The 13,480-nt window shown below is 44.5% G+C and carries 15 protein-coding genes; 6 read left to right on the top strand and 9 right to left on the bottom strand.

Going from position 1 to position 13,480, the window contains the following annotated elements; translation table 11 throughout:
* The first annotated feature begins 85 nt into the window (after positions 1-85).
* The gene (locus tag ABMY42_RS02415) at positions 86-454 is read left to right on the top strand and encodes a hypothetical protein (RefSeq protein WP_005453700.1); all 369 of its coding nucleotides are present in this window, start codon (positions 86-88) and stop codon (positions 452-454) included.
* Between the two features lie 63 nt (positions 455-517).
* Here the strand turns inward: ABMY42_RS02415 and ABMY42_RS02410 are convergent, their stop codons facing one another.
* The 7 genes from ABMY42_RS02410 to ABMY42_RS02380 form a co-directional block, all read right to left on the bottom strand.
* Positions 518-1,408 (bottom strand): sigma-70 family RNA polymerase sigma factor, encoded by an 891-nt coding sequence (locus tag ABMY42_RS02410; RefSeq protein ID WP_049537012.1) that lies wholly within the window; start codon positions 1,406-1,408, stop codon positions 518-520.
* Between the two features lie 290 nt (positions 1,409-1,698).
* Positions 1,699-2,958 (bottom strand): hypothetical protein, encoded by a 1,260-nt coding sequence (locus tag ABMY42_RS02405; protein WP_349265912.1) that lies wholly within the window; start codon positions 2,956-2,958, stop codon positions 1,699-1,701.
* A complete protein-coding gene (locus tag ABMY42_RS02400; RefSeq protein WP_009704729.1) occupies positions 2,951-3,664 on the bottom strand; it encodes an ABC transporter ATP-binding protein in 714 nt (237 codons plus the stop codon). The genes ABMY42_RS02405 and ABMY42_RS02400 overlap by 8 nt, the downstream gene beginning before the upstream one ends.
* Positions 3,664-4,899, bottom strand: coding sequence for an FtsX-like permease family protein (locus tag ABMY42_RS02395; RefSeq protein ID WP_349265911.1), 1,236 nt, complete (start codon positions 4,897-4,899; stop codon positions 3,664-3,666). The genes ABMY42_RS02400 and ABMY42_RS02395 overlap by 1 nt, the downstream gene beginning before the upstream one ends.
* Positions 4,889-6,118, bottom strand: a complete 1,230-nt coding sequence (locus tag ABMY42_RS02390) for an FtsX-like permease family protein (protein WP_349265910.1) — start codon at positions 6,116-6,118, stop codon at positions 4,889-4,891. Before ABMY42_RS02390 ends, ABMY42_RS02395 begins: the two co-directional genes overlap by 11 nt.
* A 66-nt stretch (positions 6,119-6,184) precedes the next feature.
* Positions 6,185-6,931: an outer membrane lipoprotein-sorting protein gene (locus ABMY42_RS02385; protein ID WP_272760396.1), complete on the bottom strand. Its 747-nt coding sequence runs from the start codon at positions 6,929-6,931 to the stop codon at positions 6,185-6,187.
* 117 nt (positions 6,932-7,048) lie between these two features.
* Positions 7,049-8,491, bottom strand: a complete 1,443-nt coding sequence (locus tag ABMY42_RS02380) for a sensor domain-containing diguanylate cyclase (RefSeq protein ID WP_349265909.1) — start codon at positions 8,489-8,491, stop codon at positions 7,049-7,051.
* Between the two features lie 363 nt (positions 8,492-8,854).
* Here ABMY42_RS02380 and ABMY42_RS02375 point away from each other — a divergent pair, with 363 nt between their 5' ends.
* Positions 8,855-10,018, top strand: coding sequence for a threonine/serine exporter family protein (locus ABMY42_RS02375; RefSeq protein ID WP_349265908.1), 1,164 nt, complete (start codon positions 8,855-8,857; stop codon positions 10,016-10,018).
* On the opposite strand, the gene ABMY42_RS02370 is transcribed toward ABMY42_RS02375, so the two are convergent.
* Positions 10,015-10,281 carry a ribosome alternative rescue factor ArfA gene (locus ABMY42_RS02370; RefSeq protein WP_005453679.1) on the bottom strand — a complete coding sequence of 89 codons (267 nt, stop codon included), beginning with the start codon at positions 10,279-10,281 and terminating at the stop codon, positions 10,015-10,017. The two genes, ABMY42_RS02375 and ABMY42_RS02370, sit on opposite strands and share 4 nt — an antisense overlap.
* Before the next feature lie 368 nt (positions 10,282-10,649).
* Between ABMY42_RS02370 and ABMY42_RS02365 the strand changes: the two genes are divergently transcribed.
* From ABMY42_RS02365 to ABMY42_RS02350, 4 genes are all read left to right on the top strand, one after another.
* The gene (locus ABMY42_RS02365; RefSeq protein WP_005433440.1) at positions 10,650-10,859 is read left to right on the top strand and encodes a cold-shock protein; all 210 of its coding nucleotides are present in this window, start codon (positions 10,650-10,652) and stop codon (positions 10,857-10,859) included.
* Between the two features lie 73 nt (positions 10,860-10,932).
* Entirely contained in the window at positions 10,933-11,478 is a 546-nt protein-coding gene (locus ABMY42_RS02360) for a YaeQ family protein (RefSeq protein WP_281187495.1), read from the top strand.
* Positions 11,465-12,007: a hypothetical protein gene (locus ABMY42_RS02355; protein ID WP_050907326.1), complete on the top strand. Its 543-nt coding sequence runs from the start codon at positions 11,465-11,467 to the stop codon at positions 12,005-12,007. The genes ABMY42_RS02360 and ABMY42_RS02355 overlap by 14 nt, the downstream gene beginning before the upstream one ends.
* A 140-nt stretch (positions 12,008-12,147) precedes the next feature.
* Entirely contained in the window at positions 12,148-12,507 is a 360-nt protein-coding gene (locus tag ABMY42_RS02350; RefSeq protein ID WP_349265907.1) for a glutaredoxin, read from the top strand.
* Positions 12,508-12,590: 83 nt separating this feature from the next.
* On the opposite strand, the gene ABMY42_RS02345 is transcribed toward ABMY42_RS02350, so the two are convergent.
* Positions 12,591-13,214: an OmpA family protein gene (locus tag ABMY42_RS02345; protein ID WP_017188748.1), complete on the bottom strand. Its 624-nt coding sequence runs from the start codon at positions 13,212-13,214 to the stop codon at positions 12,591-12,593.
* Positions 13,215-13,480 lie beyond the last annotated feature (266 nt).

Raw genomic sequence — 13,480 nt, 5'->3', positions numbered from 1 at the left:
AACTCTTTAATCAGACAGATACAATTGACAAAGATATAAACCAGAGAGATGATTCGACCGAGATATAGAGGTATTTAGGATTCAGATGTATACATTTGTTGCTGATAAATTGGATGTGGTTTATTTATCAGCGATACCGGAAAACCACGCATTACAGGACTTTGATGTGCCTGAAGAAGAACTCGAAATCCGCGAGATTGTCGAGGTGTGGTACGAGTGTGCATTTTTGCCTGATTTCAATCTCGAGCAAATAGACATCGCAAACAAAGCGGAGCTAGTGGCAACACAAACTCAAGTGGTGAACAACTACACGAGTACTCTAGCTTTCTTACTCAAGAGCAGAGTGTATCGAGCAGCCCTTAACCGCATGTTGAGCATCTGGACACTGGAACCCTCCGCAAAAGCACAACTTGAGTTACTGCTTTTTGCCGAAGAACAAGCAAAGACCAACTGAGCAACACGCAGATAGAAAAAAGCCAGCAATGACGCTGGCTTTTTAGAAGCTATTGAACTGGTATTACACCCATCCATCAAACTGAAGACGTTTCTGTATTCGCTCTACTGCCTCTTTCTGCATTTGTCTCACGCGTTCGTTAGAGATATTTAGTAAGTCCCCAACTTCAGCTAATGTTTTCACGTTGTGTTCAAATAAGCCGAAGCGATGAATTAACACTTGCTGCAACTTCACAGGCAATGTGTTAACGACGTGCTCCAGTGCTTGAGTAAAGCAATGGTCTTCGCAATCTTGCTGTGGATCTGTTGTGTATTCGCTTTCGCACTGTTCGAGCACAAATGGCGCATGATTAAGGTCGACAGTTGTTGAAACATCGATAAAGCCGCTCAACGCGACTAACTCATCAACACGCTCTACCTTTACGCCTGAACAATGGGACAACTCTGAAATGGAGATGTCTTTGCTCATGGTTTTGCTCGCATCGTGCTTTTTCGACGCAAGGCTATTTATCTCTTTACAAACGTGAGCAGGTAGACGCACCGTACGACCGTTGTTCATTAATGCCGCTTCAATGTTTTCGCGAATCCACCACACTGCGTAAGTTGAAAAGCGATAACCCGGCTCAGGATCATACTTGTCGATGGCTTTGATCAAGCCAATGTTGCCCTCTTCAATCAAATCAAGCAGCGTGAAGTTATTACCAGTACGTTTTAAGTAGCTTTTGGCAATCTTCACCACTAAACGCAAGTTGGATTCGATCATCACCTCGCGCGCTTCTTTGTCCCCCGCTCGATTGAGTTTGGCATAATGCAGTTCATCTTCTCGAGAGAGTAAATCAATCCCCACGATGTCTTTTAGGTAATGTGCATAAGGATCTTTACCTGCAGAAAACGTTTCTTTCATTGGCATCTCATCCGTGACACCTCGGGACCTAGCAAAACACTCGTTGTTCATTTCCCCGTCCTTATCAGCCAACTTTACTTGTGTAGCTCTTTGGCTACTTTTCTCCGCGGCTCAATTAATATGCCACCCAACGAATAACATTCGTTTTACGTTGAGTGTAGACAAGGCTTTTTAGCTTTACCAAGAAATTGCATTTAATTTCATATCAACTCTGCACTCAACTGTCAAAGCGTGAGCGGGTTGGGATTTATGGAGCAACATTCAGTATCGTATTTACATCAGAGTTGATAGAAGAGTTTCACTTACTAACAGTTAAATAAATTCACTTTTAAAACATACATTTAAAAACTGTACTTTACATTAGCAAACAACAAAGTCGCAGGTACTTCGCCAAACAAGCTGCCACTGCTACCGTTAAAGCTTTGGATTACCGTGAGCAACTGCCAGTCATTAGCGAGAGAGTAGTTACTCGATATCCCAAGGAAATAGGAATGATCGTCGTAGTAACTGGTTGAGAGCGTGACGCGGTTTAAAGGCGTTAAGTCAAAGCTCACATCGGCATACCATGTATTTCGTGTAAAGCTCAACGTTTTTGCATCAAGAGGAAGATTCAAATACGCCAATGCGCTTGATGCATCTTGCGGTTCAGAGATAAATAACCACGCTGCACGCCCCATCCAGCTGCGTTTGCCGCCAAAGCTGTAATCCGATTCAATACTGGCAACTGTAGTCTTTTTGGTCGGTTCACCCTCAAATTCTGGATCAATGGGATCAAACCACGTGAGCTCTCCACGAAAACCCGCATCAAACACATCCGTTGCAAAACCAGCACCGAGTACGTAATCCATCCGAGCTCGCCCTGCAATAAACTGATAATCCCATCCCGATTGATTGGCGAAGTAACGCAGTGAGGCACTGTCTTGTCCTGACTGACGAGCTGGTGAAAACACCAAATCTACCCCATCGGCAAAACCTAATTTTCTGCTCAACATGACCGCATCCGTGCCTGCCCGCTCTTCATAGTCAAAATCGTAAATCGAATACGCATTATAGATATCGTTTGGATTCCATATCGTATTCATCGACCAATTGATACGAAAGCGCCCTAGTTGCGCTCCCCAGTCATCTTGCTGCCAAGTGAGATATAGACGATCAAGCTGACTGTTAATGACCACATCATCTTCATGCCAGTTTTTGCTCAAATCCATGTAACCAGAATCCAACGCAACCAAATCGGCATAGCCAGGAAAGTCGGTAGAATCGCCCCAAAGTGCTCGATTTCGTAGCCCAACATTCACACGCCAGCTAGAGGAAAAACGGTATTCAAAATTCAGCCGATTATGTATCAGATTATCGAACGTATTGGCAGTTCCATCAGGAATACTGTAGGTTGCCATGTATTTGATGTAGCCATCCAAATCCCATGACTTTTGAGGCTCTAATCCGGGAACAGCAGACAAGGCAGAACCAGCTTGAAGACTAAGCAATGAAAGATTTAACGCCTTAATAAACACTGCATTTACTTTTGTGCAGGGCAAGCAAGTATGTAATCGGAGAGTTTTGGTGCAAGTCGCAGACAAATAGGAAACAGCTCTATGCATGCGACCTCTCTGCGCGATTATCGATATTGCTGAAATCACGCGCCAAACGACCGTCTTCAAACACGATAATTCGGTGTGCACGTTTTATCACTCTCGGGTCATGGGTCGAGAAGATAAACGTCGTCCCCTCTTGTTCGCTAAGTTGCTCCATAATGTCGAGCAACTCCGCGGTGCTTTTAGCGTCTAGGTTGGCAGTAGGTTCGTCCGCCATGACAAAACGAGGCTTCGGCGCTAAAGCACGCGCAACCGCAACACGCTGCTGCTGACCGCCGGACATTTTACCTGGCACCTTATTCATTTGTTCCGCTAAGCCCACTTGTTCAAGCAAGGACGTCGCACGTTCACGGCACTCTCGCTCAGTTTTACCTTGCAGCTGCATGACGAATTCCACATTCTCAAGCGCGGTTAACACAGGTAACAAACTGTAGTCTTGGAAGATGAAGCCTATATTATCGCGACGATAGGCAATCAGTTCTTTTTCTGACATCGATGAAATCATGCAACCATCGATTTCCACCTTGCCAGAGCTTGGGGCATCAATACCGCCAATCATGTTCAGCAACGTCGTTTTTCCCGAACCAGATGGTCCCATGATCGCAACAAATTCACCCTGCTTAATCTCTAAGTCTACCGACTGCACTGCGTGCACAGGGTAGTCACCATCGGCGTTGTAAATCTTAGTTAGGTTTTCTAGTTTGATGGTCATTAGTTTTTCTCCGCCATGGCATCCACAGGTCGATGCTTCAAAATTTGTCGTGCGGGATATAGGGCTGCGATAAGGCTGGCAACAAAAATCGCGACAATGATCATTTGATATTCCGCTATTGATACCCGTGGATAAAGCAAGGTATCCACGCCATAAGCCCCTAGCCCTTCCGCCATACCAGCCAGCGACAATCCGGTAATACTCAGCACCTTGAGCATAATTGCACTCCCGAGCAACCCAAGCGCACAACCGCTTAATCCGAGGAACAAGGTTTCAAAAACAATCAACAAGCGTATCTTGTGTTTTTGCATGCCGACAGCCATTAACACACCGAACTCTCGTGTGCGTTCAAACACCGACATCAGCATGATATTGATGATGCCAAGGGTCATCGCCAGCACAAAAACCACCAGCATTACTTGGTTGGAAACATCCATCGTGCTCATCATGGTCGAGAGCAAAGGTTGGATCTCCTGCCAAGGTCTCACACTGAGCAAACCTTGACTTTCCGGCGGCAAAATAGAGTGAGTGAACGCCAGTAACTGCTTAAGCTCAGCATCGTTATTAGAAGTAAGGAGTATCGCGATTTCGTGCGTGCCACTCAGCCCCGCGACCTTTTCTAGATCGTTTTTTCGAACGTAGACATTCCCGTCATCAAACCCTGTCGATGGTGTTTTGAATATGCCTCGAACACGAAACGCCGCACCAGCGACCTCTCCATTGACATCAGACAGAGTAAGTACCACTTTGGAGCCGACACGTAGCTTCAATCGTTCGGCGATTTTGCTCGACACCAAAATCGGATTTCTGCCTTCTTCGCTCAACCATTCACCGTAGACAATATGTTTCGAGAGTGGCGTGATGTTTTGCTCTTGATCGATATTAACGCCATTGATGCGAATACCTCGTGTACTGCGCGCCGACGCTATCATGCCATCTGCTAGAAATCGCTCAGAGATGGCTTTCACTTCTCGGTTACTCGCCAGTACTTTGCTAATCTCATTCGCATCGGGAATCACATCTTTTAGCTCAGGATTGACCAAATAGGACTTTTGCTGGATCTGCAAATGACTGGTTTGCCAAGAGATGGCGTTCTTAATCATGCTATCGACCAAGCCATTCATGAATCCCATCATGGCAACCACGCCCATCAAGCCAAATACCATAGCTCCGAGCATGATTGAGGTTCTCAACTTGTTGCGCCACAAGTTACGCCAAGCCAACTTAACCAGCATAAGCACCTCCTTTTAACCCTGTCGCAATGGGCATTCGAAGCATACGAATCATTGGGTAAAGCAAACACAACAAAAGAATAAACAGCACGACGGCGATTTGATTGAGCAGTAAGTGTGGATCGAGCGAAACTGGCACAATAGGTTCAAAACCACTTTCGCGCATGAGCTTGGCAGCATCGCCGGTAATTTCGATTGGATTAAAGTAGAAATACCCCAACACGGGAGCACTCACAATAAGCCCAATAATGATGCCAATAACGGACATAAACAGAGACTCTATCGTGAGCAGAAGGACGAGTTTGGAGCGCAGCATTCCGGTTGCCAGCATGACAGCGAACTCACGCTGACGTTCTAATGTCGTCATTAAGATAGTCGCAAACAAGCCAAAACCAACAATGCCGTAGAGAATGTAAATCAAGAAAATACCGCCCGCTTTATCCAAGGCGATTTGCTGTGCCATTTCTGGCGACAGCTCTTTCCAATCTTTCACGGCAATATTTTTGCCATACTCGGCTTTAAGCTTTTCAACGGTATCAGGTAAGTCTCTTAAACTCTCAGTATTTAAAACCCACGCGGTGACTTGATCATCCAATGAATACAGGTTTTGCGCGGTATCGAGCGGCATGTACACCAACTGAGAATCAAGCTGCTGCAAAGGGAAATGAAGAATGCCCGAGATTTGATACAAACCTGCCGCGGTCTGTCCTCGATAACCGGCACCGTAAAGCACCAATTCATCGCCAACCTTGAGTTGCAAATAATTGGCTAAACCACCACCGACTAGCACTGATTTTTGCCCTGATTGGATGTAGCTTCCCTCAATCAATTTGTCGCTGATATTGGAGTACTGATCTTCAGCTTCAGGCTCAACGCCTAGTACCATCACGCCTTTTGAGCGTTCGTCTTTTGCGGCTAAAGCAAAAGATTCTACCCGAGGTAATACCACATCAATATTGGGATTGTTTTTCGCCGCCGAAATGAAGGTGTTGGTTTGCGGCAAGACATCATCAATGCTGGAAGAGTCACCAAACTCGGGGTTTTGCAGTTGAATCAACCCGGTATAAAACTTGGCGGCATTTTTGATATTGGACGTATAACTCCCTTCTTGAAACGCTCGCGTAATCAGCGAAAGAAACAGCACCAATGCCAACGCAGACGCCGTCAGTAGTGTCCTGCGTTTTTGTCGCCAGAGGTTTCGCCAAGCCAGTTTCACAAGCATTGATTCGCTTCCTTCCGTTGATGTTTGATTATCCGTTTCTTCTTTTAGCCGCTCATTTATCCAAACTTAGTCGCGCAGCGATTTCATCTGTTGCTGAGAAAAAAAGCTGTCATCGATATCGAAATCAAACTGCGCTTGGTGGGTGATGAGTACGGTTTTGTTGTCTGGCTTATCAAGCGGCTGCATTTCCATTCTGGTCGCTAATTTTCTCCCGCCGAGCTCTTTCACGTCATAAGTCGTCATCACGTTCACTCGCTCATCAAACTCATCGTAGAATTCCACTTTGCGCTGCAGGTAGGTCGATTTGGAAATCCACAACGTTACTTTGCTCCAAACCACGGGAGCATCGGGCTTCGCAACGGCGTCTATCACCCAAACCTTGTCGCCATCAAACACATCCTCACCTTTCAATTGGTGCTGATAATCGACGACGATAGAAGACTGGTTGATCAAGTCATCATTGGTGAAGTCTGAGCCCATCCACGATTGGCTCAACATAGATGGCGCAATTTTGATGACGCGTTCAATACTCGGCACCCAATTCCACATTTCTCTTTGTCGTTTTAGAGAAGCGCTGCCCTTATCTTTGGCTGGCGCCGTAACTAACACCAAAGACAAATCCGTCCCTTTGGTCCAACTCTTCATGGTCATCGACCGAGTCCAATCAGGACGAATGATCTCCATGGTAGATTCGGTATAACTGGAATCACCGCGCATTGCCTGATCTGACTTTTTCACAATATCAAAAGCACTTTCAGCCACGGCAGCAAATGAAATGGACCAACACAATAGAGATAGCAAAGCAGTACGCATAACCGTCCTCGACACTGAAATCCAACACTATTCGCGTCAGAAATAACAATAAAAACAGGGAGTTCAAATCAGTATAGCAAGGAGAGGATGAAGGTCAGCGAGAACTCGCTCAAAGTTTTACTGAGCTTTACGAAGTAATGGTTCCACTCTGTTTCTGTTAATGATTTGGAACACCGCGCGATTCTTCCCATTTGCCTTGCCATGGTACATAAGTTGATCAGCATCTTGCAGGCTTGGTTGTTCATCAAATTTTGGATAATACGCGCACCCTAAACTGATACTCACGCTAATCGTTTGTCCATCTAAGGTCACTGGTGCGCAATTTACTTGGGTGCAAATTGTACGAGCAAGAGCTTCTGCTTCCTCAGCAGAGAGCGAAGCCGTTACTAAGGCAAACTCTTCACCACCAATGCGCGCTAAAGTCATTCTTTCATCGATGACAGATCTTGCTGTATTCGCGACAGCAACAATAGCTTGATCCCCAACCAAATGTCCAAATTGATCATTGATGGATTTAAAGTCATCAATATCAAACACCATCACGGTCAGGTTTCTTTTTACTGTACTTAACGTCGCTAACCTTTCTATCAAGTGACGTCGATTATAAAGCTTAGTGAGAGGGTCAGTCAGGGTGAGCTCAAAAAGCTGTTGATTCGCCATAGTGAGTTGCCGAGTACGCAAAGCAACCGTACGCTTAAGTGAAAAAATATGGAACATGGCAGCAATAATCAGCGCAAAAACAGCAAGTGGAGCAAGATACGCTGGATAGACGGTTTTAACATGAATCCAACGACTGAGGATCCGGTCCTTATTTGCCTCCATGACTATCTCAAAATTCCTCGATACCTCTTCAATCGACTTTGCACTGCCGTCACCCGTCGCGATTCTTAAATCTTTGCTGTAAAGATGCAATGCAGGTAAGAAAGTCACCGAGTCAGGTGTTGTTGCCATGTAGAAATTGGATACCTGGGTATCAGCGACAAACAGAAAAATTTGCTTATTCGTAACCGCTTTTAGCAACGCATCATTATTCGAAAACAACCGTATTGCCGCGTTCGGGTAGTGTTTACGAACGAAAGTCTCTTCGTATCCTCCTTTCACCAAACCAACTTCCATTGCCGATTCACCTTTCAGCACCGATTCCACGTCAATTCCTAACAGGTCACTGTTGACATAAAGTTGAGTATCGATAGGCATAATCACTGTGCCAAAGTTCAGATACTGGCTGCGCTCTGCAGAAAATATCAATCCAGCATGGATATCTGCTCGTCCCTCTTTTACTGCTAGTAAAGATTCTTCCCAGTCAAGCAAAAGAAATTTCACATGAACATCATTTCGAACGGAGTACTCGCGCCAGAAATCAATCAAGATGCCTTGCGGCTCGCCGTCTGGCGTAAGGTATGAGAAGGGTTTCCATGCTTTTGAATTAGCAACAACTAAGGTACCTTGCTTAGTTTCGTGCCCGTAGACTGCGCTGGAATGGAACGCAACAATAAGCAGCAGAAACATGCCAAATATTGTGTTTTTCCAATCATTAGTACTATAACGCATGAAGGTCATACCTACTTCTCACTAACCTACCCTACAGGGCTATCTAAGACTTAAATAGAACTAAAGGTATAGCAGAGGTTCTTTCTTTATGTAGCAACTCTTATTGATATGAATCTAAATTAGTACCTTTACACTGAAAAATGGTACTTTTACATTAGATTATTTTATGGAATCATCACGAATTGTTATGAATTTAATATGAATAAAAGTTCGAAACTCCGGATTTCTCTGGGTTGAGCCTTTTAGCGACATGAGTAACACCTGACACAGTCCACAAAATCACACAAAAAAGTTAATGATTATTCGCTCGACAAGAATCACTTTGTTAACTTACGCGCAATTTTTTTGTGACTCGAAATTTTCGCTTTCGCCATGCCTTCTCAATATAGAATTAACAAAATCTTCGAAATTGGCGATACGCTGCATCGTAGTGGCTGTGCGCCATACAAAGTAGAGAAATACACTCAGCACTACGCGCAAAAACATGGCGTGGATGTGATGATTCAAGCCACGCCAACCGCGATCAATTATCAATTTCCAGATGATAACAATGCAGTGGTACTCAAGCGCTTGAAACCAGCTTCAATCAACTTAAGTTTGCTAGCTAACACCATCATTCGAATCAACCAACCGAGTAGCGAACCCGTCCCAGAGCCTGCTGGATATCCTTCATGGGTTATTGCATTGGCGAATATGGGCATTCCACCCGCGTACTTGATGCTGGTCGGCAGTACTTTAGAAGCGGTCGGCTTTGCTTTTATTCTTGGTTTTATGGTCTGGGGATGCCAGCAAGTTTGCCGAGCGAGACGTGCAATTGCAGTTGAGTTCATTGCAGCTTTGTTCACAGGTATTATTGTTGCGTACCTGTCCAGCACTGGACTGCCGATCCCTGTTTGGGCGCTATGTATCGCAACGATTGTCTTATTTGTACCCGGACTCTCCATCGCTAACTCCCTTGAATGTCTCGCGTTTAATGATTTGGTATCAGGGACCAGTTTATTGGGGCAATGCGCTCTCACGCTGATCAAACTGTTTGTTGGTATCACGATGGGTCTGAACATTGGCGAAGCGATTTGGGGACAAGCGCAATCCATCGACTACACCAATGAAATCCCGATTTGGATGCACATTAGCGGGCTATTCTTAATTTCCGCCAGCCTTGGAGTGATCTTTAACGCTCGCCCTATCGACATTCTGCTTGGCTTACCCGTTGCAATGCTGGGCATGTGGGGACCTTTTTATCTTGGTTTCGAAAGTGGCTGGGTTGTGGGGACTTGGGTAACTACAGTTCTAATTACATTGTACGGAACTTGGATTGCGAAAAAGATGGAACTGACTGGCTCTATCTACATTGTTCAAGGCATCATCATTTTGGTTCCGGGTAGCCGCGTCTTAGTAAGCGCAAGCCAATCCGTGTTTGAACAATCTATTTTACCCATTCCAAGTATTGGTCTGTCTGCGCTGTTTATGTTCTCTGCTATCGTTGCGGGGCAAATCACGGCTTACTCAATTTACTCTCCAAAAATAGAACGCTAAAACCCCCTCTCGCCATCACCTTCAGATAAGAAAAAAGCCCTATTCAAAATCCACTTTAGTGAGAACTTTGAATAGGGCTCTTTGCCTCTATGTTTTGCTTTCCGATTGAAGCTGCCTTTGCCTTTTTTGGCTTTCACAACCCGCGTTCTAAACAGTTGACTAGTGACGACAGCTTTAAGTGCGTTGTCTTTGATTTCCCCTCTGCCAAACTCGGTATCTTGATTCAATTCATTTGGCTGAGGATTAGATTTGTTCTTTACCATACTTCCTCCTTAATGGTCGAACCAGATTGGACAATAATTAGGGAAAATAGTCAAATTTGTATAATAAAATTCATTTTATTCTCCAAAAACTTCACAACAACGTCATTTATTTGAAAATTCATCAAAAATACACCGTATAAAAAGTGACTAGATACAAATATTTGCCCTTGATGGGTCGATATATGTTGACTATACCCGTAATTAACCTAGACTCGAACACGGCTAGAAAGAAAGTTCTTTGTTTTCACATTTCGTTGGATTACTCGTAACTCCCCCGTCCTGTGGTACGCAATAGCAATTTATTTTTCCACGCTATAAGCGCCGATTAGGCGAAGATTTACATAAAATTAGATATTTAGGAAATAGACATGTCTAACAAAGCTACTGGTACAGTTAAGTGGTTCAACGAAACTAAAGGCTTCGGTTTCATCCAACAAGAAAACGGTCCTGACGTTTTCGCTCACTTCTCTGCAATCCAAGGTGACGGCTTCCGTACGCTTGTTGAAGGTCAGAAAGTAGAATTCGAAATCACTCAAGGTCAAAAAGGTCCACAAGCTGAGAAAATCACTCTAGTTTAATCCTTTAAGATTTTGATATGGTAGCCAGCTTTTAGCTGGCTATTTTTTTGCCCTTCATTTATCGATACTTCCTATGGCTCTAAAACCAACAATTTACAAGTTTCGTATCGCAATCTCTGATATGAACAACGATTACTACGATTCAAAAAATCTTACTATCGCCCTTCACCCTTCTGAAAAGCCACAGCGCATGTTGGCTCGTATTTTCGCCTACTGCTTGAATGCACAAGATGATCTTGAGTTCACTAAGGGTCTATCTACAACAGAAGAGCCAGATTTGTGGCATGTAGAGGACGACCAATCTATCACTCACTGGATTGAGATTGGCGAACCAGAACCAGATCGCATCAAGAAAGCGACCCGTTTGGCTAAGAAAGTAAAAGTCTATACCTACAACACCAAAGCCTCCGTTTGGTGGGATAAGATGGCGGGCAAATTTGGCATGCTTCCAGTGGATGTGGCAAGCCTTGACTACGATGCTATCGACTTGATTTCACAACACCTTGACCGTGGCACTAGCCTATCTGTTATGATTACCGGCACCTCTATTTTCGTTGATATTAACGAACAACACGTCGAAGTGACGGTGAAGGAATTGCAAAGTAATGACGCCTCTTAATGAACTGATCCAAGAAATGGGGTTCAAAAACATTCCCTTCGTTAATGAGCATAAGGCTGCAAGGCGACGTTGGACAAAAGAACAAGCCCCATTGTTCATTAGAGTATGTGAAAACAAGCCTGACACAGCCCCTGCGCTGCATATGCTTGGGCTTTTGACTAAATCTCACATCGAAGCCAGCGCCCTGTATGAACAACATGCCACCTCCACTCACCACATGCAGCAAGTGTTGAACGACACGCTTGGTGAAGAGCACGCGGAAAAGTTCACCAATCAGTCGGCCGAAGACTTAGTACTGGTGACGCATTTATGGCTATACACCCAAGGCTATCTAAATATGGATTTTAGCCTTGCTCATGACCATGCAGAACAAACGCAAAATATCCTGCAACATGAGTTAGTGATTAAGCGCATGGATTTGGATGCTTTTCGTACCGATTTAATGCAGAGTTTCTATCTTGGTAAAGAAGCTAACCCAGTAAAAGCAAGCGGGCTATTGGGTTGGGTAAAACGTCTGTTTTCCTCATAAAATACATGGTTTTGTCCAAACCGAACACCTGATAGACTACGCCCTTTCATGCAACGGTTTTCTACGCTCAACGACTTCGTTACGTAAGTTCGTTGCATGACATACAAGGACACTCATCCACTGAACATCAAGGGATCATTATGAAGTTTATCCGTTGGATTTTGGGAAAAATCATTCTACTTCTCAATGCAGTATTCTCTCCCCGTGGCGTTAAACGTTCGGCAGAAGCACAGGAAAGCGTTGATGATAAAGCCAAAAACTACGCACTGTACCAATTTGAAGCTTGTCCTTTCTGCGTAAAAGTTCGACGTGCTATGAAACGTCAATCCGTGAACATTGAATTACGTGATGCGAAAAACGACCCAGTACATCGCGAAGCACTTGAACAAGGTGGCGGTCGTGTAAAAGTACCTTGTCTGCGTATTGAAAAAGATGGCGAGACGCAATGGCTTTACGAGTCTTCAGACATCGTCGCTTACATTGAAAAAGAATTTGCCTAGTTCCCCCTAAGAACATTGGCGGATGCAAAAGAGGCACCATACGGTGCCTCTTTTCTTTTATCTCAATTCAATGATATAGGCGCTTACTGATCGACAATCAGCATCAGTTCCACTCGACGATTACATGCCTTACCGCTTGCTGTGGTATTACTGCACTGCGGCACATATTCGCCAAAGCCACGAGAGAACACTCTTTGACGAGGCAAGCTGGTTGCAAGTAGTTGCTTTTCTACCTCACGAGCACGCTTTTCCGATAACGAATCATTAAAACTCTCTGCGCCTGTACTGTCTGTATGACCGTCTATCACCACATCAACATCAGTACGCCCGGCAAGATAATGTCCAAGATTGCGGATCCAGTCTTGAGATTGCGATGATAATCTCGCAGAGCCCGTTTGGAAATGCACTTGTTCTTTCAAACGCACCATAAGGTGGTCGCCACTGATGGTTTCATGGGCGATATGATGTCTATTTAAAAACATCTCCAGTGACGTCACGCCCTGTGACTTTTTTCCAGCTGTACTCGGAGTCTGAGCAACATAACGTGGAGTTGACACGTAAGATTTCGCGTAACCCCACTCTGGATGTCTTAGCTCTGAGTTAGTTCTCGGGGCAGTATCGAGAATATTACCGCCCGGAACCATATCTGAATTAATACTCGTGCACCCGGCTAATAGACCGCATGCCACTAAAAACCAATGCTTCATACCGTTACCAACGTAGAATGAATTCCTGTTCACTGTGTCGGCTTAAATCGCCCAAACTTTAGTGCCTATTACCATATTTTCTTCAATACACAAGCACAGTTCATGCCAACGATTTAAGTTGGGCATTCATTTTTATCAAACATTATTTGGTAGATAAGAGAGCAAAGAAAATCTCGTTAACTAAACTGTCGCTTAATGGCGTTTCACTTCACGAATTTTCAATAGCTGAGCGCACTAAACACAACGTCATTGCCATGTTTTGTCTA

Origin of the sequence: Vibrio sp. SSH13-20 (assembly GCF_040104475.1) — a bacterium.
In the GTDB taxonomy this organism is placed as follows: Bacteria; Pseudomonadota; Gammaproteobacteria; order Enterobacterales; family Vibrionaceae; genus Vibrio; species Vibrio harveyi.
The sequence above is the reverse complement of the archived record's forward strand: the minus strand, read 5'-3'. Positions and strand labels throughout refer to the sequence as shown.

Coding starts and splice junctions, on each gene's coding strand:
- ABMY42_RS02355 (WP_050907326.1), top strand. CDS start 11,465: ATGACGCCTCTTAATGAACTGATCCAAGAAATGGGGTTCAAAAACATT.
- ABMY42_RS02350 (WP_349265907.1), top strand. CDS start 12,148: ATGAAGTTTATCCGTTGGATTTTGGGAAAAATCATTCTACTTCTCAAT.
- ABMY42_RS02405 (WP_349265912.1), bottom strand. CDS start 2,958: ATGCATAGAGCTGTTTCCTATTTGTCTGCGACTTGCACCAAAACTCTC.
- ABMY42_RS02410 (WP_049537012.1), bottom strand. CDS start 1,408: ATGAACAACGAGTGTTTTGCTAGGTCCCGAGGTGTCACGGATGAGATG.
- ABMY42_RS02380 (WP_349265909.1), bottom strand. CDS start 8,491: ATGACCTTCATGCGTTATAGTACTAATGATTGGAAAAACACAATATTT.
- ABMY42_RS02370 (WP_005453679.1), bottom strand. CDS start 10,281: ATGGTAAAGAACAAATCTAATCCTCAGCCAAATGAATTGAATCAAGAT.
- ABMY42_RS02415 (WP_005453700.1), top strand. CDS start 86: ATGTATACATTTGTTGCTGATAAATTGGATGTGGTTTATTTATCAGCG.
- ABMY42_RS02390 (WP_349265910.1), bottom strand. CDS start 6,118: ATGCTTGTGAAACTGGCTTGGCGAAACCTCTGGCGACAAAAACGCAGG.
- ABMY42_RS02360 (WP_281187495.1), top strand. CDS start 10,933: ATGGCTCTAAAACCAACAATTTACAAGTTTCGTATCGCAATCTCTGAT.
- ABMY42_RS02400 (WP_009704729.1), bottom strand. CDS start 3,664: ATGACCATCAAACTAGAAAACCTAACTAAGATTTACAACGCCGATGGT.
- ABMY42_RS02385 (WP_272760396.1), bottom strand. CDS start 6,931: ATGCGTACTGCTTTGCTATCTCTATTGTGTTGGTCCATTTCATTTGCT.
- ABMY42_RS02345 (WP_017188748.1), bottom strand. CDS start 13,214: ATGAAGCATTGGTTTTTAGTGGCATGCGGTCTATTAGCCGGGTGCACG.
- ABMY42_RS02375 (WP_349265908.1), top strand. CDS start 8,855: ATGCCTTCTCAATATAGAATTAACAAAATCTTCGAAATTGGCGATACG.
- ABMY42_RS02365 (WP_005433440.1), top strand. CDS start 10,650: ATGTCTAACAAAGCTACTGGTACAGTTAAGTGGTTCAACGAAACTAAA.
- ABMY42_RS02395 (WP_349265911.1), bottom strand. CDS start 4,899: ATGCTGGTTAAGTTGGCTTGGCGTAACTTGTGGCGCAACAAGTTGAGA.